The 22,405-nt window shown below is 35.7% G+C and carries 25 protein-coding genes and 1 riboswitch; of the genes, 16 read left to right on the top strand and 9 right to left on the bottom strand.

The window, feature by feature from the left end:
- Positions 1 to 91 precede the first annotated feature (91 nt).
- Positions 92 to 1,207, bottom strand: a complete 1,116-nt coding sequence (locus AC0L0O_RS18405; protein ID WP_000898619.1) for a CdaR family transcriptional regulator — start codon at positions 1,205 to 1,207, stop codon at positions 92 to 94.
- A 136-nt stretch (positions 1,208 to 1,343) separates the two neighbouring features.
- Between AC0L0O_RS18405 and AC0L0O_RS18400 the strand changes: the two genes are divergently transcribed.
- The 9 genes from AC0L0O_RS18400 to AC0L0O_RS18360 all read left to right on the top strand — a co-directional run bounded on the left by AC0L0O_RS18400 (position 1,344) and on the right by AC0L0O_RS18360 (position 9,499).
- A complete protein-coding gene (locus tag AC0L0O_RS18400; protein WP_001232392.1) occupies positions 1,344 to 2,318 on the top strand; it encodes a YncE family protein in 975 nt (324 codons plus the stop codon).
- Entirely contained in the window at positions 2,311 to 2,982 is a 672-nt protein-coding gene (locus AC0L0O_RS18395; protein WP_000049878.1) for a response regulator transcription factor, read from the top strand. Before AC0L0O_RS18400 ends, AC0L0O_RS18395 begins: the two co-directional genes overlap by 8 nt.
- A gap of 3 nt (positions 2,983 to 2,985) precedes the next feature.
- Entirely contained in the window at positions 2,986 to 4,386 is a 1,401-nt protein-coding gene (locus AC0L0O_RS18390; RefSeq protein ID WP_000494832.1) for an ATP-binding protein, read from the top strand.
- 227 nt (positions 4,387 to 4,613) lie between these two features.
- On the top strand, positions 4,614 to 5,303 hold the full coding sequence (locus AC0L0O_RS18385; protein WP_254904554.1) for a FadR/GntR family transcriptional regulator: 690 nt from the start codon (positions 4,614 to 4,616) through the stop codon (positions 5,301 to 5,303).
- 167 nt (positions 5,304 to 5,470) lie between these two features.
- Positions 5,471 to 6,190 carry a (Fe-S)-binding protein gene (locus AC0L0O_RS18380; RefSeq protein WP_000869153.1) on the top strand — a complete coding sequence of 240 codons (720 nt, stop codon included), beginning with the start codon at positions 5,471 to 5,473 and terminating at the stop codon, positions 6,188 to 6,190.
- Positions 6,191 to 6,206: 16 nt separating this feature from the next.
- Complete coding sequence (locus tag AC0L0O_RS18375) at positions 6,207 to 7,628, top strand: LutB/LldF family L-lactate oxidation iron-sulfur protein (protein WP_000061914.1); 1,422 nt, start codon at positions 6,207 to 6,209, stop codon at positions 7,626 to 7,628.
- Complete coding sequence (locus tag AC0L0O_RS18370) at positions 7,628 to 8,338, top strand: LutC/YkgG family protein (RefSeq protein ID WP_000147197.1); 711 nt, start codon at positions 7,628 to 7,630, stop codon at positions 8,336 to 8,338. Before AC0L0O_RS18375 ends, AC0L0O_RS18370 begins: the two co-directional genes overlap by 1 nt.
- Positions 8,339 to 8,450: 112 nt before the next feature.
- A complete protein-coding gene (locus AC0L0O_RS18365) occupies positions 8,451 to 9,173 on the top strand; it encodes a prepilin peptidase (protein ID WP_000495756.1) in 723 nt (240 codons plus the stop codon).
- A 14-nt stretch (positions 9,174 to 9,187) separates the two neighbouring features.
- Positions 9,188 to 9,499 carry a cyclic-phosphate processing receiver domain-containing protein gene (locus AC0L0O_RS18360; RefSeq protein ID WP_001103777.1) on the top strand — a complete coding sequence of 104 codons (312 nt, stop codon included), beginning with the start codon at positions 9,188 to 9,190 and terminating at the stop codon, positions 9,497 to 9,499.
- Positions 9,500 to 9,525: 26 nt separating this feature from the next.
- Here AC0L0O_RS18360 and AC0L0O_RS18355 read toward each other — a convergent pair whose 3' ends face one another.
- The 7 genes from AC0L0O_RS18355 to phaQ all read right to left on the bottom strand — a co-directional run bounded on the left by AC0L0O_RS18355 (position 9,526) and on the right by phaQ (position 15,001).
- Entirely contained in the window at positions 9,526 to 10,377 is an 852-nt protein-coding gene (locus AC0L0O_RS18355; protein WP_000893036.1) for a formate/nitrite transporter family protein, read from the bottom strand.
- A gap of 203 nt (positions 10,378 to 10,580) precedes the next feature.
- Positions 10,581 to 11,375 (bottom strand): TerC family protein, encoded by a 795-nt coding sequence (locus AC0L0O_RS18350; protein WP_000383325.1) that lies wholly within the window; start codon positions 11,373 to 11,375, stop codon positions 10,581 to 10,583.
- A gap of 90 nt (positions 11,376 to 11,465) precedes the next feature.
- Positions 11,466 to 11,631: riboswitch (yybP-ykoY riboswitch) on the bottom strand.
- Positions 11,632 to 11,669: 38 nt separating this feature from the next.
- Positions 11,670 to 12,989: a TrkH family potassium uptake protein gene (locus AC0L0O_RS18345; RefSeq protein ID WP_000822337.1), complete on the bottom strand. Its 1,320-nt coding sequence runs from the start codon at positions 12,987 to 12,989 to the stop codon at positions 11,670 to 11,672.
- Between the two features lie 114 nt (positions 12,990 to 13,103).
- Entirely contained in the window at positions 13,104 to 13,289 is a 186-nt protein-coding gene (locus AC0L0O_RS18340) for an alpha/beta-type small acid-soluble spore protein (RefSeq protein WP_000241212.1), read from the bottom strand.
- 147 nt (positions 13,290 to 13,436) lie between these two features.
- Positions 13,437 to 13,880 carry a MaoC family dehydratase gene (locus tag AC0L0O_RS18335; protein ID WP_001067916.1) on the bottom strand — a complete coding sequence of 148 codons (444 nt, stop codon included), beginning with the start codon at positions 13,878 to 13,880 and terminating at the stop codon, positions 13,437 to 13,439.
- Between the two features lie 101 nt (positions 13,881 to 13,981).
- A complete protein-coding gene (gene phaP / locus AC0L0O_RS18330) occupies positions 13,982 to 14,506 on the bottom strand; it encodes a polyhydroxyalkanoic acid inclusion protein PhaP (protein WP_000448580.1) in 525 nt (174 codons plus the stop codon).
- Positions 14,507 to 14,548: 42 nt separating this feature from the next.
- Positions 14,549 to 15,001 carry a poly-beta-hydroxybutyrate-responsive repressor gene (gene phaQ / locus AC0L0O_RS18325; protein WP_000903020.1) on the bottom strand — a complete coding sequence of 151 codons (453 nt, stop codon included), beginning with the start codon at positions 14,999 to 15,001 and terminating at the stop codon, positions 14,549 to 14,551.
- 198 nt (positions 15,002 to 15,199) lie between these two features.
- Between phaQ and phaR the strand changes: the two genes are divergently transcribed.
- The 5 genes from phaR (at position 15,200) to AC0L0O_RS18300 (ending at position 20,407) form a co-directional block, all read left to right on the top strand.
- Entirely contained in the window at positions 15,200 to 15,682 is a 483-nt protein-coding gene (gene phaR / locus AC0L0O_RS18320; protein ID WP_000566949.1) for a polyhydroxyalkanoic acid synthase subunit PhaR, read from the top strand.
- A 151-nt stretch (positions 15,683 to 15,833) separates the two neighbouring features.
- The gene (locus tag AC0L0O_RS18315) at positions 15,834 to 16,577 is read left to right on the top strand and encodes an acetoacetyl-CoA reductase (RefSeq protein WP_000250412.1); all 744 of its coding nucleotides are present in this window, start codon (positions 15,834 to 15,836) and stop codon (positions 16,575 to 16,577) included.
- An 82-nt stretch (positions 16,578 to 16,659) separates the two neighbouring features.
- A complete protein-coding gene (gene phaC / locus AC0L0O_RS18310; RefSeq protein ID WP_000206335.1) occupies positions 16,660 to 17,745 on the top strand; it encodes a class III poly(R)-hydroxyalkanoic acid synthase subunit PhaC in 1,086 nt (361 codons plus the stop codon).
- A gap of 95 nt (positions 17,746 to 17,840) precedes the next feature.
- Positions 17,841 to 19,034 carry an NAD(P)/FAD-dependent oxidoreductase gene (locus AC0L0O_RS18305; RefSeq protein WP_001049185.1) on the top strand — a complete coding sequence of 398 codons (1,194 nt, stop codon included), beginning with the start codon at positions 17,841 to 17,843 and terminating at the stop codon, positions 19,032 to 19,034.
- A 23-nt stretch (positions 19,035 to 19,057) separates the two neighbouring features.
- A complete protein-coding gene (locus tag AC0L0O_RS18300; protein ID WP_001204717.1) occupies positions 19,058 to 20,407 on the top strand; it encodes a TrkH family potassium uptake protein in 1,350 nt (449 codons plus the stop codon).
- A 38-nt stretch (positions 20,408 to 20,445) separates the two neighbouring features.
- Here the strand turns inward: AC0L0O_RS18300 and AC0L0O_RS18295 are convergent, their stop codons facing one another.
- Entirely contained in the window at positions 20,446 to 20,781 is a 336-nt protein-coding gene (locus AC0L0O_RS18295) for a DUF3905 domain-containing protein (RefSeq protein WP_000726022.1), read from the bottom strand.
- A 148-nt stretch (positions 20,782 to 20,929) separates the two neighbouring features.
- On the opposite strand from AC0L0O_RS18295, the gene AC0L0O_RS18290 reads away from it, so the two are divergent.
- Together AC0L0O_RS18290 and AC0L0O_RS18285 are read left to right on the top strand one after the other, a co-directional pair.
- Positions 20,930 to 21,082: a hypothetical protein gene (locus tag AC0L0O_RS18290; protein ID WP_000240799.1), complete on the top strand. Its 153-nt coding sequence runs from the start codon at positions 20,930 to 20,932 to the stop codon at positions 21,080 to 21,082.
- A 228-nt stretch (positions 21,083 to 21,310) separates the two neighbouring features.
- Positions 21,311 to 22,387, top strand: coding sequence for a putative 2-aminoethylphosphonate ABC transporter substrate-binding protein (locus AC0L0O_RS18285; RefSeq protein WP_000750887.1), 1,077 nt, complete (start codon positions 21,311 to 21,313; stop codon positions 22,385 to 22,387).
- Positions 22,388 to 22,405 lie beyond the last annotated feature (18 nt).

The following is a 22,405-nucleotide window of genomic DNA, read 5'->3' as shown; positions in this document are numbered from 1 at the left end:
TAATGAGTCATAATAAAAAACGTTGTCACAGTGCTTTCATTATAATGATAAAAAAGTCGGGGGATTCTTTCTATGTATAATCATCTAAAGATTAATCTATTTTATCATTCTTTTTTGTGTGATTATCTAATAAGAGGAGCGAGAAGTATAAAATGTTTAAGTCTTTGAATTGTTTCGGATCAAGTCCTGTATACTCCTCAATCTTTTTAAGTCTGTAATGCAATGTGTTAATGTGTATATGTAATTGCTCCGCTGTTTGTTTATAGGATTGGTTATAATCGATAAATAAACGTAAAGTGTGCATAAGCTCAGGCGATGATAGTAAGTTTTTGATGGTGCGCTTTAGAAACTGTTCTCTCGTTTCCGCAGAAATATCTTGTAAGCACATTTCTAAACGTAAATCGTCATTAAATACAATCTTTTTCGTTGCAAGTGATACGGAAAGAGCTTGTAATGCTTGTTCGTACGATAAATTCATATTGCTTGGCGTAACGGATTGTCCAATCCCGATATATAAAGGAATAGAAAATAAAGTTTCACAGTCTTGTTTTAATCGTTTTAAAAATTGATATGTTTGCTCTTTAGAGCTCATCGCTGTAAATAAAATGAATCGATCATTTCCCCAGCGAACAAATAGATGCTCCTTTGTTAATAGATTGCGTACGTGTTGCCAAATCTTACGCTGAAGCATCGTGTCATTTTGATCGATAGAGAACAAAATAAGTTGTTTCTTCTTATATAAATCAATACCAAGTGTTTTGGCACGATCGAGAAAGCTTGGAGACCAGTCTGTATTTTGGAGCCAATCAAAGACAAATGCTTCATAAGAACGGTGTTCAAGTTCTAGCTGTTCTAAAAAGTAGTTTTCGTGAATGAGTAGTTCGGTCATTTTACGTAATATTTCTCCGTATTGGGAAATGTTTTCAGGTTCACCTGTAATTCCAATGACACCAATTACTTCGTCATGGAATAGTAAAGGGAGATTCATACCCGCCTTTACGCCATGCAAACGTCGTTCATCTTCTTTTGTAATAATGACAGTTTTCTTTTGTTTCGCACAGCGGAGTGCGCCTTCATGAAATTGACCGATTCTTTCTATATCTGTACTTGCGATAATAACGCCTTGTATATTAATGATAATAATATTTTCTTTAATTAGTCTGCGTACTTCTCGTACAATTTTATTCGCTAAATCAGGAAAAAGCATAATTGGCACACCTCAAATTCTATTTGTTGTACATTATATATGTAAATGAAGTAGGAAAGGGAAATTTCACACTTTCCACACATTTATTTGTTATTTTACAATTATAACGAAATCATCCGAAGATGGAGGGAATCTTTTGAGAAAGTCTGTTTTTCTTATTTGTTTTTTATTTCTATTAGTAGGGTGTCAAGGAAGTTCATATACACCGATTGCTAAAGATAAAAGTGTTATTATAACAACGAATATAAAAGAAGGCAGTATTAGTTTTGTCGATAAACAAACTAAAAAGTTAATTACGACATGGGAACTTAACGAGCCGATGGCAGGAACCCTACTACTTCCAAATGGTGAAGACATACTTGTATATGGTAAGCAGTTAGAGTACATGTATGTATATTCACTAGTCGAAGGAAGACAAGTGGAGAAATATAAAACTGGAAAAGGTATTGTAAATGTAATCGTATCTGAAGATAAAAAACAATTATTTGCTGCTGATCAAACTGCTCAAAAGGTAAGGTTCTTTACGATTAAGGGAAAAGAGACAGGGAATGTTTCGACAGGAAAAGGACCGATAACGATGGTAGAGTACGATAACCAGTTATCTGTATTAAACTTTTATGATACGAAGCTAACGACAATTGATACAAGGAAAAAAGAAGTGATACAATCTTTTATGATTCCCCCAGCGTCAACGGGAGCAACAATTAGTCCAGATGGGAAAGAAATATGGATTGGCGGACATGGTGATGGAAATCAGGTGAATGAGAAAGTATTAGTGTATTCTTTGCAGAGCGGAGAAATGGTACGTTCTTTACACGCTCCGTTTATGCCTGTGAATATTACGAAGGATAATAAGTACGTATATGCATTAAGTCACGGTTCGAATACGCTTAGAAAGTTTGATGTTAGCACGTATAAAGAGGTGGCTTCTGTAGAAGTAGGATCGAACCCATTTGCATTTTTGAAGAGCGGAGCAGAAGGATATGTAGCCAGCTATGATAGTGATGAAGTGTGCGTTATGGATATGAAGGATTTGAAAATAAAACAAACAATTAAAGTCGGAAAAGGACCGTTTCAACTCATAGAGAGAGAAGGGAAGGACAATGAGTAAATATAGGGTGCTAGTTGTAGATGATGAAAGTGATATGAGGCAACTTGTTGGAATGTACTTAGATAATTTCGGATACGAGTGGGGAGAAGCTGAAAATGGAAAAGAGGCTTTAAAAAAATTAGAAACGGACCATTATGATTTCGTTGTACTAGATATTATGATGCCAGAGATGGATGGACTTTCAGTTTGTAAAGAAATTAGAAAAACGTCAGATGTACCAATTATATTTTTAACAGCAAAAGGTGAAGAGTGGAATAGGGTGAACGGCTTACGTATGGGAGCAGATGATTATATTGTAAAGCCATTTAGTCCTGGTGAATTAATTGCTCGTATGGAAGCTGTATTAAGACGTTATACAAAACAAGAGCAACAAGAGGAGATTCAGTTTGGACCGATCCTTATTAATGAAAAAAGTAGAAAGATTGAGGCCGATGGTGAGCCGATTTCTCTTACAGTAAAAGAGTTTGATTTACTCTATTTTCTTTGCCAACATACGGGACAAGTATTTAGCCGGGAACAATTGCTGGAAAAGGTATGGGGATATGATTATGCCGGAAGTACAAGAACAGTAGATACGCACGTGAAAACGATGCGTTTGAAGCTTGGAGAAAGTGGTAACTACATTCAAACTGTTTGGGGTGTAGGCTATAAATTTGAGGTGTAACGTATGTTTACGATGGTACAGAAGCTTTGGTTGACAGTAGTATGTGCAGTATTTGTAACAGTTTCCTTTCTTTACTTTGTATCTTTATATTCGTATGAAAAACTATATGTTGATAATTTAAAAGATTCATTAGTAATGGAAGGGAAGCGTCTTGCTGCGCAATACGATAAGAGCGAAGGAATATCAACTTTTGAAGAGAAAGTAAGAGCATTTGATCAAATATCTAGTTCAGACGTTCTTTTTGTATCAAACCCACGCGATTTAAGCGCATGTTTACCATTTGATGTGCACCATCATTCTCTTATAAGTGAAGGGGACAGGCAAGCCTTATTAGATGGAAAAACTGTGACAAAGATAGGGTATGAGGAACATTTTGAACGTAATATTATGGGGGTTGTCATCCCTGTTTTAGAAAATAAAAAATTAGTGGGCATTGTATATTCTTATATTCCTTTAAAAAGTATAAAAGACTTAATATATGATATGGGCCTTATTTTAGCACCGTTAGCACTTGCTATTACTTTACTGACAATATGGATTGGTAGAAAAATTATTATTGCTATTACGAGACCGCTTTCGCAAATGGAACGAGTTGCGAATCATTTGGCTACGGGGGATTTCTCAGAACGAATTACAATTTCTTCTGAAGATGAAATTGGACGATTAGGAAAAGCATTTAATAAAATGGCAAATTCTTTAGAGACAGAAGACGTAAAGCGTAAGGAGTTTTTAGCTAACGTTTCGCATGAACTAAGAACACCGCTTAGTTATATAAAAGGGTATAGCGAGGCTATTTTAGATGGTGTAGCGAAGGGACCGCAGCAAGAAAAAGTGACACAGCTCATTCATAAAGAAGCAGATCGTATGCAACGTCTCGTTCACGATTTATTAGATTTAGCACAATTAGAAGGGGAACATTTTCCGTTACAGAAACAACCTATCGTTTTTTCACAACTAATTGAAGATGTGCTAGATACGTATGAGATTAAGTTTATAGAAAAGAAAATTCGTATTTCAACAAATTTAAATCCAGAAATCATTGTAATGATTGATGAGGATCGTATGCAACAAGTGCTTCATAACGTGTTAGATAATGCGATACGGTATACAAATCAAAACGGGGATATTATGATAACGCTCAGGCAGATAGATGATTACTGTGAATTGAGCATAAAAGATACAGGAATCGGTATTGATACGGAGCATTTAGAAAACCTTGGCGAACGTTTTTACAGAGTCGATAAAGCGAGAAGTCGTCAACATGGTGGAACAGGTTTAGGCCTGGCAATTGTAAGACAAATTGTTCATATACATGATGGACAGTGGCAAATTGAAAGCGAAAAAGGGAATGGAACGACGGTTAGTATTAAATTGAAAGTACAGAATGAGGAGAGCATGTTCTAATTTTTAGAGCATGCTCTTTATATTGAAGACAATAGTTATACGTAAAGATATAAATTAATATGTAATAAATATCGAAAATTTGACGATTTTATGAACAAAACATTTGTACTTCTTACCAATTCGTTCTAAAATAGTTATGATGCAAAGTTTTTATAAATCGTTTCAATTGTTGTTTGGAAGATACTGAGGTGATTTAACTGGAGTACAAATCTATTAAACCGAAAAAGATTTACGAAGAAGTATCTGAAGCTATTTTAACAATGATTAAAAATGGTACGTTAAAACCTGGTGACAAACTACTTCCTGTACATCAATTAGCTGAGCAGTTTCAAGTTGGCAGATCTGCTGTTCGTGAAGCGCTAAGTGCGCTAAGAGCGATGGGCTTAATTGAGATGAAACAAGGAGAAGGTACATATGTGAAGAATTTCGATTCTTCTTCATTAACAAAATCATTAAACAATAGATTATTAATGAAGAAAGAAGATATTTTGAATTTATTAGAAGTACGAAAGGTGCTTGAAGTGGGGGCAGTTCGAGCAGCTGCGGCAAAACGTACGGAAGCTAATTTGCAAAATATGAAGCATTGGTTAGATGAAATGGCAAAGAGCATTGGAGATGAAAAAGCTGGTGAAAAAGCAGATTTTCAGTTCCATATGGGAATTGCAGAGTCTTCGCATAATAACATTTTACTTGAACTCATGAATCATGTTTCAGAGATGATTGCTGAAACGATTGGTGAATCAAGACGCATTATTTTATATGGTGAACAAACAACATCAGAACGACTTATAGAAGAGCATCAAGTTATATATGATGCAGTGTTAAAGCAAGATGTAGAATTAGCGCAGCAAGCAATGCTAGATCATTTAACAAATGTAGAACATATTGTCACAGGTAGAAACGATATAAATTCGTAATTTAATCTTTTAAAAATCTAATTTTCTGATAAAATAGAGAGAGATTAAGTAAGCGTTTTCTTTAGAAGAGGGAGAGGATAGGCCATGGTTGAGCCTACTCTTCTTTCCTTAGTCATCTGATGACCATATGTTTGTTGGTGGAGTTGTAAAAAGGGGGAGTAATAATTATGAAAGTTACTTTATTTGTTACTTGTTTAGTCGATATGTTTGAAACAAACGTCGGCAAAGCAACAGTTGAGGTGTTGGAGCGTTTAGGTTGTGAAATTGAATTTCCAGAAGCGCAAGTTTGTTGCGGGCAACCTGCTTATAATAGTGGCCATGTAGAAGCAGCAAAAGAAGCGATGAAACATATGATTGAAACTTTCGAAGATGCAGAATATATCGTTACGCCATCTGGTTCTTGTGCGACAATGTTTCATGAGTATCCGCATGTTTTTAAAGATGATCCGAAATGGGCTAAACGTGCACAAAAAGTTGCTGATAAAACATATGAATTTACACAATTTATTGTAGATGTTTTAAATGTTACGGATGTTGGTGCAAGTTTACCAGGAATTGCTACTATTCATAAATCTTGTCATATGACACGTATGCTTGGAGTAACAGAGGCACCAGGGATTTTATTGTCAAATGTAAAAGGTTTAACTGTGAGAGAGTTACCAAATGTGCAAAATTGTTGCGGGTTTGGGGGAACGTTTTCAGTGAAGATGACTCCAATTTCTGAGCAAATGGTAGATGAAAAGGTAGATAGTGCAATGGAAACAGGTGCTGATTATTTAATCGGTGCAGATTGTGGGTGTTTGTTAAACATTGGCGGACGTATTGAGCGTTTAGGAAAAGAAATAAAAGTAATGCATATTGCTGAGGTACTGAATAGTCGCTCATGAAGGGGGAACATAAGCTATGTCTATGAAAATCAGTGAGAAAAAATTTAATGATCGCGTTGGCGATGGAATTCAAGATTCGTTTATGCGGGGAGCAGTATCTTCTGCACAAACGCGTTTATATACGAATCGCTTAAAAGCAGCGGACGAATTAGGAAACTGGGAAGAGTGGCGTGAACTTGGTGAAGAAATTCGTCAACATACGTTAGAAAATCTTGATTATTACTTAATGCAGTTAAGTGAAAATGTATCAAAAAGAGGCGGGCATGTGTACTTTGCGAAAACGAAAGAGGAAGCAGCAAAGTATATTCAAGACGTTGCAAAAAAGAAGCAGGCAAAAAAAGTAGTAAAATCAAAGTCGATGGTAACAGAAGAAATTAGTATGAACCACGCGCTTGAAGAAATTGGTTGTGAAGTGTTAGAAAGTGACTTAGGAGAGTATATTTTGCAAGTAGATAACGATCCACCTTCACATATTATTGCGCCTGCACTTCATAAAAATAGAACGCAAATTCGTGACGTATTTAAAGAAAAGCTTGGCTATGAAAATTCTGATGACCCATATGAAATGACAAAGTTTGTTCGTAAACAACTGCGTGAAAAATTTATGGATGCAGAAATTGGTGTGACAGGTTGTAACTTCGCTGTTGCAAATACGGGTTCACTTTGTTTAGTAACGAATGAAGGTAATGCCGATCTTGTCATGTCGATTCCGAAAACACAAATTGCAGTAATGGGTATGGAACGTATGGTTCCGACAATGGAAGAATTAGATGTTTTAGTTGGTTTACTATGTCGTAGTGCAGTAGGTCAAAAGTTAACAAGTTATGTAACGGTAGCGGGACCAATTCAAGAAGAGGAAGTAGATGGCCCAGAAGAATTCCACTTAGTTGTGGTTGATAATGGTCGTTCTCAAATTCTCGGATCTGAATTCCGTCAAGTATTGCAATGTATTCGTTGTGCTGCTTGTGTTAACGTATGCCCTGTATATCGCCATGTTGGTGGACATTCATATGGTTCTATATACTCAGGACCAATTGGTGCGGTATTAACACCACTTTTAGGTGGATATGATGATTACAAAGAGCTTCCTTATGCCTCTAGTTTATGCGGAGCGTGTACAGAAGCTTGTCCAGTAAAAATTCCATTGCATGATTTATTATTAAAACATCGTCAAGTTATCGTTGAGCAAGAAGGACGTGCTCCACTTGCAGAAAAGTTAGCAATGAAAATGTTTAGTATGGGCGCATCTTCAGCAGCTTTATATAAAATGGGATCAAAAATGGCACCAGCAGCAATGAGTCCATTTACATCTGGTAACCGTGTATCAAAAGGTGTTGGGCCACTTAAAAACTGGACAGATATTCGTGAATTCCCGGCGCCAAGTAAAGAACGATTCCGTGATTGGTATAAAGATCATAAGAAAGGCGGGGACAAATAATGACAGGATTAATTCAAAACCGTGACTCCTTTCTAGATAATATTGCAAAGGAACTTGGACGTACACGTAAAACGGATGGTGTAGAACGCCCAGTATGGAAAAATAATGTGAATAAAGAAACGTTAAAAGATTATTCACAAGAAGAATTGTTAGAAGTATTTAAAAATCAATGTACAAACATTCATACAACTGTTGTGGAAACGACAAACGACCGTTTACGTGAAGATATTCAAAAAGTAATCGTTGAAAATGGCGGGGGACCTATTATGTTATCGGCAGATGAACGTTTTGATTCTTATGGGTTGACTTCTTTATTTAAAGAAGAGCTTCCAAAGCAAAATGTTGAAGTGAATGTATGGGATCCAGAGAAAAAAGAAGAGAATATGCGTATCGCAGAAAGAGCAAATATCGGAATTGCATTTAGTGACTATACTTTAGCTGAATCTGGTACGATCGTTGTACAAAGTCATAAAGGACAAGGTCGTTCTTTACACTTTTTACCTACTGTATACTTTGCTATTATTCCACGTGAAACACTTGTGCCTCGTATTACACAAGCAGTTCAGGATATGAACACACGTGTAGAAAATGGCGAAGAGGTGGCATCTTGTATTAACTTTATCACAGGGCCTAGTAACTCGGCAGATATTGAAATGAATCTTGTTGTTGGAGTACATGGACCATTAAAAGCAGTATATTTTATCGTATAAAAGAGGGGAAAGCAGGCCAGAAAATGGCCTGCTTTTTTAATAGAATAGAGATAATATGAAGTAGAAGTTCTCTCCTTTTTTTGCTATGTTCTTCTGGAAAGGAGAGGAAGGGATGTTCACTTATGTATATGCATTGTTAGTTGGGATGGTGTTTGGTTCCTTTTTTATGTTAATTGCGATGAGAATTCCGCTAGGTGAGTCTATCATTATCCCGCGTTCACATTGTCATTATTGTAAGTATGTACTCAAGCCAAAAGAATTAATTCCAATCATTTCTTTTTGTATACAAAGGGGACGTTGTACGAATTGTAAGAGGAAAATTTCAATTTTGTACGTAATATTTGAACTTGTAACCGGAATAATATGTCTTCTTACTGTATATATGATTGGGGTGGAACGAGAGCTTATCATCATTTTATCACTTTTCTCGTTACTTCTTATTATTTCAGTTACAGATTACATATATATGTTAATCCCTAATCGTATTTTAGCTTGGTTCTCTTGTTTACTTATTTTAGAATGTGTTTTTGTACCGTTAGTCACTTGGACAGAGAGTATAGTTGGGAGTGGCGTTATATTCATTTTGTTATACTGCATGCAAAAGATATATCCAGAAGGGCTTGGTGGAGGGGATATAAAACTACTTTCGTTACTTGGATTTATTGCGGGACTGAAAGGGGTTTTTATGATTTTATTTTTATCATCTTTCTTTAGTCTTTGTTTCTTTGGAGCTGGTCTCGTATTAAAACGTATGAAAATGAGGACTCAAATACCGTTTGGCCCTTTTATTAGCCTTGGGGCAATTTGTTACATGTTGGTCACGTATGCAAAATAGAGAGGGGATAGAAAATGAATGTATATATGGATGATCAAAGAAGTTGTCCGTACGGGTATGTGCTCGCAACTACAGTAGAATGTGCCCTGCAAATGGTTCGGGATTATGATGTGAATATGCTATCCCTTGATTTTAATATGGGGTGGGGAGAAAAAAGTGGATTAGATTTTGTAGAAGCTTTTTGTAAAGAGGGTTTATATGTAAATGAAATTCACCTTCATACGAATGATGTCATCGGTATGCATAAGATGAAACAGAGAATTAATAAGGGGAAGGAAGAAGGAGAGATTAATCCGAATCTTGTTGTTAAATATGTTGGGAGCTAAAAACTCCAAAGTAAAACTTTGGAGTTTTAATGTTTCATATGCGCTTGCAGAGGAATAATTTCTTCTTGTTGAGCTGCTACTAATTCAGTGTCTTCTTGTTTCACGTCAGGTACTTTCTTTGTTAAGTAGTGGTATACCATACCGACAAATACTGACCCACCAATAATATTACCGATTGTAACTGGAATTAAGTTATGAATAGCACCTGCAAAAGAAATTGTCTCAGGATGCGGTGAAACTAAAGATAGAGCAAACAGTGATAAGTTTGCGATGCTATGCTCGTAACCAGATAAGAAAAATGTGAAAACGAGTAGCATCATGATCATTATTTTTGCTGTATCCCCTTTAACTTGGGAAGGTAAGAAGCAGGCAAGACATACAAGCCAGTTACATAAAATTGCTTTAAAGAATAATTGCATTGTAGGTGTATTCATTTTTCCCTCAACGACTTTATTCATTAAATGACCGTGATCGATTGCTTCGAAAATGCCAGTTGCGTAAAATAGTAAGGCAAAGAATAAAGCACCCGCTAAGTTACCTGCATAACAAGCAACCCAGTTACGAAGTGTATCAGATATTGTTGTTTCTTTTCTTAATGTTGCTACAGTGAAGTACATTGTGTTTCCAGTAAACAATTCAGCACCACCATATATAATAAGTACGAGAGCAATTCCGAAAAACATAGAAGCAGCTAAATAAGTTGCTGGTGAATCTGCAATGTGAAAAAAGTTACCTAATTTAAAGCATAGAACAATAATAAAACCGATATAAATACCCGCAAGTGCTGCACGAATGAAATATTGCATCGGGTTTGCATCTAGTATTTGTTTTTTGCTTTTAGCCAGTTTGACAACATAATCCAATCCTTGTTCTAGCATGAGTAATACGCTCCTTTAGTACATCATCTATAAATACTCCTTATATGAATAAAGTACATGGATTCTGTCATAGTTTCAATAAGTTTGTGCAATGTTTCACAAAAAGGACATACATACATCGAGAAAACGCTTACAAAAAATAGTATAATAGAATTTTTTCTGGACATAGAGAGGGGACAAGGAAAAAAGAAAAAGCGCTGTAATTACAGCGCTTTTTCGTCTAAATTCTTTTCGACTTTTGTTTCTACTTCTTTCGAGAAGAACCAACCACCAACTGCGATTCCAACTAATACAATCCAGAATGTAAGCTTCCATGGTGTAGATTCTGGGAATGAATGTGGAATTACATTTAATGCAGGGTGTGCCAACGTATAAACTGCTAGTTTCACACCAACCCAACCTACAATTAAGAATGCTGCAGTTTCAAGTCCTGGTTTACGTTTTAAGATTTGTACGAAAGCAGTTGCTGCAAATCGCATAATGATTAATCCGATAAGTCCACCTACAAAGATAACGACGAATTGTCCAGTATCAAGACTACCAATTGTACCTAATCCTGTTTTTGGTAAAGTCATTGCTAATGCAACAGCAGCTAAAATAGAGTCAACTGCGAAGGCGATATCTGCAACTTCAACTTTAAATACAGTCCACCAAAAGTTCTCTTGTTTTTTCTTTGCTTCTTTTTCTTCTGTTTCTTCATCCGTATTCTTTTTAACATACGTTTTAAATAAATGATTACCAGCGATAAACATAAGATAAATTGCACCGATTGCTTGCACTTGCCATACATCGACTAGGAACGAAATCATAAATAACGATCCGAATCGGAAAACAAATGCTCCCGCTAATCCGTAAAATAATGCTTTTTTACGTTTTTCTTCTGGTAAATGTTTTACCATAATTGCAAGAACAAGCGCGTTATCAGCCGCTAAAATCCCCTCTAGTGCAATTAGGATGAGTAATACCCAACCATACTCCAATAATAATGATACATCCATGTACATTCTCCTCTCATTTCTATAAGTACTAAATAAGTGAAGAATTTCCCCACTATTTAGTTTCCCCATACTCCTGCCTATTAACTTTGGAAGAATTTGGCAATGAATGCAAAAAAGACCTCTGCCGTTAATAGGCAAAGGTCTTGCTAGACATATGTAATGAAAATGCCAACAAAGCCGGAAGAACTAAGTTCTACGTAATGACGACTTTGTTTCCAAGAAATATTCTTGGACGCTACTCCCCTTTGGAGATATGCTATTGTACTCTCATTATATGGATAATTTATACGGTTGTCAACCTGTTAAAATGTCTTCATTCGGATATTTTATTTTTCGGTTCTTTTTACGTGCAAATGAAAAAGCCAATGTTAAAGGTCCCATCTTCCCAAAGAACATCATAAAGATAATAATAGCTTTTCCGATTATAGTTAAGTGTGGTGTGAAATTCATACTGAGACCAACAGTCCCAAATGCTGAAAATACTTCGAAAGCACTCATCAATAGAGGAACACGCTCAGTAATACTTAAAATTAAAATAGCAAAAAAAATAAATGAAATAGAAATAATAGCGATGGTCAATGATTTGACAATGAGAGTATCTTTAATGGATTTTTTAAACACGACAATATCATCTTGTTCTTGTAAAAATTTAAATACCCCAAAAAACATGATTAAAAATGTTGTCAACTTAATCCCACCACCAGTTGAAGCACTCCCAGCGCCAATAAACATAAGGAGCATCATTAATAGTAGGGAAGGCTTTGATAAGGCAGAAATATCAACTGTATTAAACCCGGCAGTGCGAGTTGAAACTGCCTGGAAATAAGCAGCCATTCCCTCTTCAAAGGGGGTAAATCCTCTCATAGAAAGGGAATTGTGGAACTCGAATATAAAAATAAAAACAGTCGCAATAATATTGACGATTAGAGTAGAAGAGAGCATAAGTTTTGAGTGTAATGTAAGGTTTTTAAAATTTTTCTTTTTCTTTATATCTACGATTACTGTAAAACCAATCCCGCCTAAAATAATGAGGGAGGAAATAACGACATTGACAAGAATGCTATGAGAATGGGACATTAAATTATCGCTCCATACAGAAAAACCAGCATTGTTAAAAGCAGAGATTGAATGAAAAAAGCTATAATAGAGCCCTTTAGCAATCCCATATTTCGGTATCCATTCAAAAGAAAGAATCAAAGTAGCGATACATTCGACTGTAAAAGAGAATAAAAATAATGCTTTGGCAAGACGAATGACACCGCCTATATTTGTTTGATTTAACGCTTGTTGCAGTAAAATTCGGTTTTGAAGACCAATTTTTCTACCTAGCATAATCGCAATTAAAACGGCAAAGCTCATAATGCCAAGTCCACCCACTTGTATAAGTGTTAAAATGACACATTGGCCAAATAAGGTAAATACTTTCCCAGTGTCCACAACACCAAGCCCTGTAACCGTACAAGCAGAAACGGTTGTAAATAAAGCATCGAGCCATGAAATAGACGTCGTTGTAGCAATTGGCAACTTTAATAAGCATGTGCCGATAATTGATAACATAATAAAAGACAAAGTAAGAACACGGGGAGGACTCATGCGAATATTAATCCGTTTCATGTTATATATCGTTCCTTTCAGTTTGCTCTTACTAGTATGTGAAAAAGTACGATTATGTATGTTAAAAATAGAAAGAGGCAGAGAATATCTGCCTCTAAGCCATATGTTATAGTGTTATCCACGTAATTGTTGTTGAGCTAAAGCGACAAGACGTTTTGTTACTTCACCGCCAACTGATCCGTTAGAACGAGATGCTGTATTAGATCCTAAGCTTACGCCGAATTCTTGTGCAATTTCATATTTAAATTGTTCAAGTGCTTGTTCAGCACCAGGAACTAGTAATTTGTTTGTTTTTACCATGTTGATACACATCCTTATGAGTAGTCCAGTTCAGCTAAGTACGTATCTGAACTGGTACCGTTATTTTATGTGGAACCGACGTACTCATACGCGGAAGTAATCGGTGTGATTAGAAGTTATTGGATAGAAAAAAGAGTAGCAAATTTGCTACTCTTTTTTTAGTATTGTCGCTGTACCTTCAACGACAATATCATCCGATTGATTATATATATTTGTTTGCAACGTGATGATTTTTTTATCGTCACGTTTTTTGATGACTTCTGCCACAACGCGAAGTGTATCGCCGATTTTGACAGGAGCGCGGAATGAAACGTTTTGGGATAGATAAATCGTATTTTTACCTGGGAGTTTCGTTCCAAGGATGGTAGAAATAAAACTCGAAACGAGCATACCATGAGCAATACGTTCTTTAAACATTGTCGTTTTTGCAAAAGAGTCTAAAATATGAATAGGATTCACATCTCCAGTCAATTTTGCAAAATTGATAACGTCCTCATCCGTAATCGTTTTTGTAAGTGATGCTTGATCACCGACTTGAATCTCATCATAACGAAGCTCCGGAACAGTTTGTGCTTCTTGAAATGGATTCATTTTGTCCTCCTTCTTTTCCATATCGAAAAATGCTAGCCATCTTGATGTAGTAGGAGGAAGAAAGAGTTTTGTTTGTGCTGCAGTGAGCTCCCACATTTTTCTTACTTGATGGAAGTAAATAGATTTTTTGAGTTTTCCTCGAACTTTTTTGCGAGTTCCAACTGCTTTAACTTGAACTCTTCCAAAAAACCTTCTAACTGTTTTTGAGCCTCTTCACGTTGTAATTGTTGTTGTTCAATAAATTGTTTTGTTGTTTCTTCAAATTGGCCGCTTGTTTGAGTAAGAATAGACAAAGATGTTTTCGTAGGAGAAACCGTAAGCTGCTGCATATGAGCAGAAAGTTCCTTCCATTTCTCTTGCCACTCATTAATTTGATCATTTAAGGAGTTTCCAGTTAATTGCTTCACGTAATCTGTATATTGATTATTGAACTGAGCAGTGAATTGTTGCAGTTCTTTTTCTAGTTCATCTACTCCTGATGTTAATTTATGCAAAGCATCTTGTTGTTGTTTTAATGTTTCTAAAGTAAGTTGCTCTAATTGTTTCCCAGCTGAAGAGAAAAGGGAAAGTGATTGAGACCAGTTTTTCCAAAATGCATCGACTAATTCGTATGGTTTAGTTTCCATTGTTTGACCCCCAAATGTTTTTTTACATATTGTGAACGCAGATTACTCTGCTGTATCACCAGGTGAAGATGAAGAATCTTTTTCATCCTTTTCTGGAGAAGTAGAAAATGGAAAGAATGCATTGGTGTATAACGTGAAAAACGTCCGCAACATATTTTGATAATGTTCAAAAGAAGTCGCACATGTTGTTAAATATTGCTCTCCATATTCAGTTAAAGAATAAATTCTTTTGGCTGGCCCTCCGTCGCTTGTATCCCAAGTAGAAGAAATAAGGTTTTCTTTTTCTAATTTGCGTAGTGTTCTGTACACATTACCTTGGTCAACAGAAGAGAAGCCGATATCCATTAGCATTTGAATAAGTTTGTAACCATGAAGACTCCAGTCTTTAAGACAGAGAAGTAAGAAGGGAACTAAGAAGTTTTTTGGCATGGAGTTTGGTTGTTTTGCTTGGTTGTTCTCCAAACTTTCGCGTTGTTCTGGTTCATTATGTAGCATGATTGTGCATCACCTCATGAATCAGTTAGATGGAATTTTTTGCTTATAAGTGCAATTTACACCTATCTGTTTTTAAAGTCAATACATTTGTTAGAAAATAGAAAAAAATAAAATATAGACTTGAAGTTTTATTCAGAATATTAGAAAATAATGAATAGGTTGAATTGTTTCAAAAACGAAAAAGGGAGTGTAGGTAAAGTGATTGATCAAAAATTCGATCCACTACAAGCATGGAAAAATGCTTATGAACAAACCGAAACATTTTGGGGAAAAGCGCTCAATGAAACAATTAAAACAGAAGAATATTCTGCTTGGATGGGCAGCGTTCTAGATTTGAATTTGTTTTATCAAAAAGCATTAAATGATACGACAAAAAATTATTTAGAGCAGGTGAATGTGCCTACGAAAGAGGATATCGCTAGAGTGGCTACGCTTGTTATTAACTTAGAAAATAAAGTGGATAACATTGAGGAGTTTCTAGAAGAGAAGGTAGAGTCAGTAGGACAAGCTCCTACATTAAAGCGTGATGTTACGAAAGTAAAACAAGATCTTCGCACATTAGAAACGAAGGTTGATCAAATTTTAGAATTGCTAGAAAAGCAAAATACAGTACTAGCGAAACTACAAGAACCTGTAAAGGAAGAAGTAAAACCTACGAATAAGCCAGAAAATAAAAAGTGATAATAGCGCTTGTTTATAACAGATAAAAGAGAGAGGGAGAATCTCTTTTCTATGTATAAACAGCGAAACATAATTATATAGGGACTCCATAGTATGAGTACCAAAATGATTCATAATAGTCGTTCACAAATTCATTTAAGGGGGAAAAGAAATGGTTCAATTAAATGGAAAAGTAGCAATCGTAACAGGTGGGGCAAAAGGGATTGGTAAAGCGATTACAGTAGCGCTAGCACAAGAGGGAGCAAAAGTTGTTATTAACTATAACAGCAGCAAAGAAGCAGCTGAAAACTTAGTAAATGAACTAGGAAAAGAAGGACATGACGTTTATGCAGTTCAAGCAGATGTTTCTAAAGTAGAAGATGCAAACCGACTTGTAGAAGAAGCAGTGAATCATTTTGGTAAAGTTGATATTCTTGTTAATAATGCTGGTATTACAAGAGATCGTACATTTAAAAAGTTAAATCGTGAAGATTGGGAACGCGTAATTGACGTGAACTTAAGCAGTGTGTTTAATACGACAAGCGCGGTACTTCCATACATAACGGAAGCAGAAGAAGGTAGAATTATTAGCATTTCTTCTATTATTGGTCAAGCGGGTGGATTTGGACAAACAAACTACTCAGCAGCAAAAGCAGGTATGCTAGGATTTACAAAATCATTAGCATTAGAGCTTGCAAAAACAAATGTAACTGTAAACGCTATTTGCCCAGGATTTATTGATACTGAAATGGTAGCAGAAGTACCAGAAGAAGTACGTCAAAAAATCGTTGCAAAAATCCCGAAAAAACGTTTTGGTCAAGCAGATGAAATTGCAAAAGGTGTAGTATACCTATGCCGTGACGGTGCTTATATTACAGGTCAGCAATTAAACATTAACGGCGGATTATATATGTAATGAAGTAAGAAAAAAGTGCATATCCATAGCAGGAATGCACTTCTTTTTTTAGAAGGAAATCGACCAAAAAGGAGATAGAAAAATGACTACATTCGCAACAGAATGGGAAAAGCAATTAGAGCTATACCCAGAAGAGTATCGAAAAGCATACCGCCGAGTGAAAAGGGCGAGTGAAATTTTATTACGTGAACCAGAGCCGCAAGTCGGATTAACGCCGAAAGAGGTTATTTGGACGAAGAATAAGACGAAGCTTTATCGCTACATTCCAAAACAAGAAAAAACACAAAGAGTTCCAATTCTATTAATATATGCTCTTATTAATAAACCATATATTATGGACTTAACTCCTGGAAATAGTTTAGTGGAATATCTAGTGGACCGTGGTTTTGATGTGTATATGCTTGATTGGGGCACATTTGGTTTAGAAGATAGTCATTTGAAATTTGATGATTTCGTGTTTGATTATATTGCAAAAGCAGTGAAAAAAGTAATGCGAACTGCAAAATCGGACGAGATTTCTTTACTTGGTTATTGCATGGGTGGAACGTTAACTTCTATTTATGCGGCACTTCATCCGCACATGCCAATTCGCAACTTAATCTTTATGACAAGTCCTTTTGATTTCTCTGAAACAGGATTATATGGTCCTTTACTAGATGAAAAATATTTTAACTTAGATAAAGCAGTTGATACATTTGGCAATATTCCGCCAGAAATGATTGATTTCGGCAACAAAATGTTAAAACCAATTACAAACTTTGTTGGTCCATACGTTGCTTTAGTAGATCGTTCAGAGAATGAGCGTTTCGTTGAAAGCTGGAGGTTAGTTCAAAAGTGGGTTGGCGATGGCATTCCGTTCCCGGGTGAATCATACAGACAGTGGATTCGTGATTTTTATCAAAATAATAAACTCGTTAAGGGTGAACTCGTTATTCGCGGACAAAAGGTAGACCTTGCAAATATTAAGGCGAATGTCTTAAATATTTCCGGGAAACGTGATCATATCGCTCTGCCATGCCAAGTAGAAGCATTGCTAGATCATATTTCTAGCACAGATAAACAATATGTATGTTTACCGACAGGGCATATGTCTATCGTTTACGGCGGAACAGCTGTAAAACAAACGTATCCGACGATTGGAGATTGGCTTGACGAGCGTTCAAAGTAAAAATGAAAAATCCAACTAGCGTTGTGTTAGTTGGATTTTTTTATGGAAAATAACAAAACATAGAAAGGAGAAATTTATATTGTAGGAGTATAATTATGAACCTTATAAGTGGTAAGTTGTTTTGGAATAGAGGAGTTTCTGTACCTTGTTATCCACCGTTAGAAAATGATATGATATGTGATGTGCTTGTAGTCGGAAGTGGCGAAGCAGGTGCCCATATAGCGTATTTTTTAGCGAAAATTGGCATGAGTGTGATGCTTATTGAAAAAAGAGAAATTGCATGTGGTAGTACATTTGCAAATGTAGGTTTATTACAGTTTTTTCATGATAAATCGTTAACCTCACTTATTCATACATTTGGTGAAGAAAAAGGGGTACGAGCATATAAGCTTTGTTACGAAGCGTTACGAACAATGGAGAAAGTTGTACCGACTCTCGATATTGATCCCCAGTTTATTCCACGAAATAGTTTATATTATGCAAGTAAAAGTGAAGATGTCTCATCTTTACAAGAGGAGTACAATACGTTACAGAAATATGGATTTCCTGTTGAGTATTTTACAGAAGTTGATATTAAGGAACGTTATTCCTTTACAAAACAAGCGGCATTATATACACATGGTGATGCTGAGGTAAATCCGTATTTATTAGCGCATAGTCTTTTGCATAAAGCAAATCAAATGGGTGCTATTATACATGAACATACAGAGGTCATACATATAAAAAAACGTCAAAATGATTTAATTTGTTATACGAAAACAGGAAATCAAATTGTAGCAAAGAATATTATTATGGCGACGGGCTATGAAGCGCTTTTTGGGAAGAAAGAAAAAAATACAACAGTAGAGACATCTTATGCAGTTGTGACAAATGAAATAGATCAGTTTGAAGGCTGGCATGAGCGATCATTGATTTGGGAAACAGCACGTCCCTACTTATATTTTCGGACGTATAAAAACCGCATTATGGTAGGCGGATTAGATGAAGCGATGCAAATTCAATCGATTGGTGATACGAAACTATTGCATAAGCGTGATATCCTTATTAACATTGTAAGAGAGATGTTCCCCCAGTATAAGAATATACAAGCAGAGTATTATTGGGCAGCAGCATTTGGCAGTAGTCATGATGGTCTTCCTATTTTAAAAGAAGACAAAAAGATACATAATTTATTTTACGCATTACTGCACGGAGGTAATGGAACTGTGTATGGAATGGTATTTGCAAAAATATTTGAGCAGTTATTTACAAATAAAGAAAGGGAAGATTTTTCTTTATTTAATCGATAGAAAAAAGGTAGCGAAGTGATGGAATGAGAGATATAAAAAAGTTTTTACAAAAATTGCGTCCCGTACAACTCATTGTTTTATTTTATTTATTAGCAGTAGTTGTATCGGTAATATTACTTAGTTTACCGTTTGTGACGAAGTCTGGTGTGAAATGGACATTTATTGATGCTCTATTTACATCGGTTAGTGCGGTAAGTGTTACGGGACTGTCTGTTGTTACAATTTCAGATACATTTACTACGGCAGGAATTATTATTTTAGCCCTTATTTTGCAATTAGGCGGCTTAGGAATTATGGCGCTTGGTACATTCGTTTGGATTATAACGGGAAAAAAGATTGGTTTGCAGAGAAGAAGACTCATTATGGCAGACCATAATCAAGGGAACTTATCAGGCCTTGTAGAATTGATGCGTTCTATTTTAATTGTAATTATTTCGATAGAACTTATTGGAGCAATATTATTAGGCACAAGATTCCTACTTTATTTTCCAACTTGGCAAGAAGCTTATTTTCACGGTTTCTTTGCGGCTGTTAGTGCAACTACGAACGGTGGATTTGATTTAACAGGACAATCGCTAATTCCGTATAAAAAAGATTACATTGTTCAAATGATTCATATGTTACTGATTATTTTAGGCGCGATTGGTTTCCCAGTACTAATGGAAGTGAAACAATTCCTTAGTAAAAGGGGACAACAATTATTTCGTTTTTCATTATTTACAAAATTGACGACAACAACATTTTTTGCACTCGTTGTTGTTGGTACAATTATGATTTTTTTACTGGAGAGAAATCATTTTTTAGTAGGAAAGTCATGGCATGAAACTGTATTTTATACATTATTCCAATCTGTGACGACGCGAAGCGGTGGACTCGCTACAATGGATATACTTGAATTATCACAACCGACGCTTTTATTTATGAGTATATTAATGTTTATAGGAGCATCTCCAAGTTCGGTTGGGGGCGGAATACGTACAACAACATTTGCTGTTAGTATATTATCGCTATATACTTTTGCGAGGGGCGGGAGAACGGTTAGAGTCTTCAAACGTCAGCTACATGAAGAGGATGTGCTGAAAGCATCTGTCGTTATGACAATGGGTATTTTATTATGTGCCACAGCGCTATTTATTTTATCTATTACAGAGAATGTACCGCTTATGAGCTTAATTGTTGAAGTCTGTTCTGCCTTCGGGACGACAGGACTATCGACAGGTATTACGCCAGATTTAACAACTGTTGGTAAACTTGTACTTATTGTACTTATGTTTATCGGTCGCGTTGGTATTTTAACGTTTATACTAGCTAGTGGCGGAAGAGAACAGCCACCTCGCTATAAATATCCGAAAGAGCGGATTATTATTGGATAGTATGAAACCATTCTACCTATGTTAGGTAGAATGGTTTTTTAGTCGTTAATGCCAAATTGCGGATGCATAAAAGCTTCCTTTTTATTATCTGATTCGTTTTTTAGCAACTCTTGATTTTCTTCTGAAATCCACCCAATATCATTTGTAGGATGGATCCACTCATCGCCAGCCATAATGGCAGGATCTACTTCATCACTCCAATTGTGAAGCGGACTGTTCTCGGAATTATATTTACTGTCCCCAATTACAACATCATATTGATTTACGAAAGGTTGTTGCATCGTTTTTCCTGTTCCTTTAAAAGATGGAAAATTCATTTGATGCGGGAGCGTTTCGTCTAAAATTGGTGATTGAATCTTTTCTTTTTTCTTCAAAATCATCGCTCCTTTTTATAATGATTTCTTCATACGTAGTATTTCCATCGAACGCCTCTTATGTACTTGTTAACACTTGCCAGTAATAATTATTTTAAGTTGTTTCAAACTAGAGTAGAAAGTGATTTCTTGAGAGCAGGTGAATGTATTGGTAAAAAGAAAAGTGAAACAAAATGCGGCAATCAACAATAATAAAACTCCGAAAGAAAGCTTACCAGATGCAGAATTTGCATTAGAGTATGAAGGAGAAAATAGCGCGAAGTATGCAAATCGTAATTCAAAAAAAGGTAAACAAAAATGAGGCGTTTTTTACAAACGCCTCATTTTTTTGTGGGATTATAAAGGTTTTTTTAATTATTTGTAAATTTAGTGTTCATTATTAGCAGAAAAATGCGAAAAAACATAGAAGTAGCAACGTATTACACAAAAACAAACAACAAACAAAAGATTAATGTTGGTTTAATACTGCTTTTACACTAGTTGTTTATATTGGAGTTGTACATAAGATTTGTAAAAGGAGAGAGAGACAGTGAAAAAAACAATCTTTAAAGCTGTAGCAACTGGAATGGTATTTTCGTTATTAATGGGGTGTGGTGCAAAGAAAGAAGAAAGTGCTGGGGCAAAAGTAAAAGATGATAAATTATCTGGATCATTAACTGTTTACACAGCGATTGAAGAAGAACTTGTACCAATTTATCTTGATTCTTTTAAAAAGAAATACCCAGATGTAAAGCTGAACATTGTTCGTGATTCAACTGGAGTTATTACAGCGAAATTACTAGCTGAAGGAAAAAATACACAAGCAGATGTTGTATGGGGAACTGCAGCATCAAGTCTATTAGCTTTAGATAAAAAAGATATGTTAAAAGGATACTCTCCAAAAGGAGCGGATCGCGTTCTACCACAATTTAAAGATGATAAACAACCAGAAAAATGGGTTGGAAATACTGCATTTATGACGGGGATTGCTATAAATAAAGAAGAATTAAAGAAGAAAAATTTACCGATGCCAGAATCATACGAAGACTTAACGAAACCAGAATATAAAGGAACGCTTGTTATGCCACATCCGGCTTCTTCTGGAACAGGATTTTTAACAGTTTCCGCATGGTTACAAATTATGGGTGAAGATAAAGGCTGGGATTACATGAAGAAACTTCATGATAATATGGCAACTTATACGCATTCAGGCTCAAAACCAGCGAAATTAGCAGGTGCAGGTGAATATCCAGTTGGCGTATCGATGGTTTATAGTGCTTTGAAAGAGAAACAAAAAGGTGCACCAGTTGAAGTTGTATTGCCGAAAGAAGGATTAGGTTGGGAAGTAGAAGCGAACGCACTTATTAAAAAAGATAATGCAAAAAATGAAAAATTAGCGCAAGCATTTTTAGATTGGGCAATTACTGATGATGTAATGAAGTTATACTTCGAGAAAAATGGATTTGCAACAATTAAAAATGATTATAAACTTCCAGATGGATTCCCTAAAGATGTGACGGAAAAGTTATACAAAAAGAATGACTTTAAGTGGGCAGCAGAAAATCGCGACAAAATTTTAGAAAAATGGGAAAAAGAGTTTGGTCAAAAAGCAGAACCGAAAAAGTAAGTGAGTGGGAGAGAGAAA

The sequence above is a fragment of the Bacillus sp. GS3m_15504 genome (assembly GCF_055825275.1).
This window is presented reverse-complemented; position numbering and strand designations above follow the sequence as displayed.

What these genes read in the sequence shown, in the direction of transcription:
- AC0L0O_RS18335 (WP_001067916.1), bottom strand. Translation starts at nt 13,880, where the DNA reads ATGAATCCATTTCAAGAAGCACAAACTGTTCCGGAGCTTCGTTATGAT.
- phaQ (WP_000903020.1), bottom strand. Translation starts at nt 15,001, where the DNA reads ATGCTACATAATGAACCAGAACAACGCGAAAGTTTGGAGAACAACCAA.
- AC0L0O_RS18390 (WP_000494832.1), top strand. Translation starts at nt 2,986, where the DNA reads ATGTTTACGATGGTACAGAAGCTTTGGTTGACAGTAGTATGTGCAGTA.
- AC0L0O_RS18340 (WP_000241212.1), bottom strand. Translation starts at nt 13,289, where the DNA reads ATGGTAAAAACAAACAAATTACTAGTTCCTGGTGCTGAACAAGCACTT.
- AC0L0O_RS18345 (WP_000822337.1), bottom strand. Translation starts at nt 12,989, where the DNA reads ATGAAACGGATTAATATTCGCATGAGTCCTCCCCGTGTTCTTACTTTG.
- AC0L0O_RS18315 (WP_000250412.1), top strand. Translation starts at nt 15,834, where the DNA reads ATGGTTCAATTAAATGGAAAAGTAGCAATCGTAACAGGTGGGGCAAAA.
- phaP (WP_000448580.1), bottom strand. Translation starts at nt 14,506, where the DNA reads ATGGAAACTAAACCATACGAATTAGTCGATGCATTTTGGAAAAACTGG.
- AC0L0O_RS18380 (WP_000869153.1), top strand. Translation starts at nt 5,471, where the DNA reads ATGAAAGTTACTTTATTTGTTACTTGTTTAGTCGATATGTTTGAAACA.
- AC0L0O_RS18370 (WP_000147197.1), top strand. Translation starts at nt 7,628, where the DNA reads ATGACAGGATTAATTCAAAACCGTGACTCCTTTCTAGATAATATTGCA.
- AC0L0O_RS18395 (WP_000049878.1), top strand. Translation starts at nt 2,311, where the DNA reads ATGAGTAAATATAGGGTGCTAGTTGTAGATGATGAAAGTGATATGAGG.
- AC0L0O_RS18300 (WP_001204717.1), top strand. Translation starts at nt 19,058, where the DNA reads ATGAGAGATATAAAAAAGTTTTTACAAAAATTGCGTCCCGTACAACTC.
- AC0L0O_RS18350 (WP_000383325.1), bottom strand. Translation starts at nt 11,375, where the DNA reads ATGGATGTATCATTATTATTGGAGTATGGTTGGGTATTACTCATCCTA.
- AC0L0O_RS18405 (WP_000898619.1), bottom strand. Translation starts at nt 1,207, where the DNA reads ATGCTTTTTCCTGATTTAGCGAATAAAATTGTACGAGAAGTACGCAGA.
- phaC (WP_000206335.1), top strand. Translation starts at nt 16,660, where the DNA reads ATGACTACATTCGCAACAGAATGGGAAAAGCAATTAGAGCTATACCCA.
- AC0L0O_RS18375 (WP_000061914.1), top strand. Translation starts at nt 6,207, where the DNA reads ATGTCTATGAAAATCAGTGAGAAAAAATTTAATGATCGCGTTGGCGAT.
- AC0L0O_RS18305 (WP_001049185.1), top strand. Translation starts at nt 17,841, where the DNA reads ATGAACCTTATAAGTGGTAAGTTGTTTTGGAATAGAGGAGTTTCTGTA.
- AC0L0O_RS18365 (WP_000495756.1), top strand. Translation starts at nt 8,451, where the DNA reads ATGTTCACTTATGTATATGCATTGTTAGTTGGGATGGTGTTTGGTTCC.
- AC0L0O_RS18360 (WP_001103777.1), top strand. Translation starts at nt 9,188, where the DNA reads ATGAATGTATATATGGATGATCAAAGAAGTTGTCCGTACGGGTATGTG.
- AC0L0O_RS18355 (WP_000893036.1), bottom strand. Translation starts at nt 10,377, where the DNA reads ATGCTAGAACAAGGATTGGATTATGTTGTCAAACTGGCTAAAAGCAAA.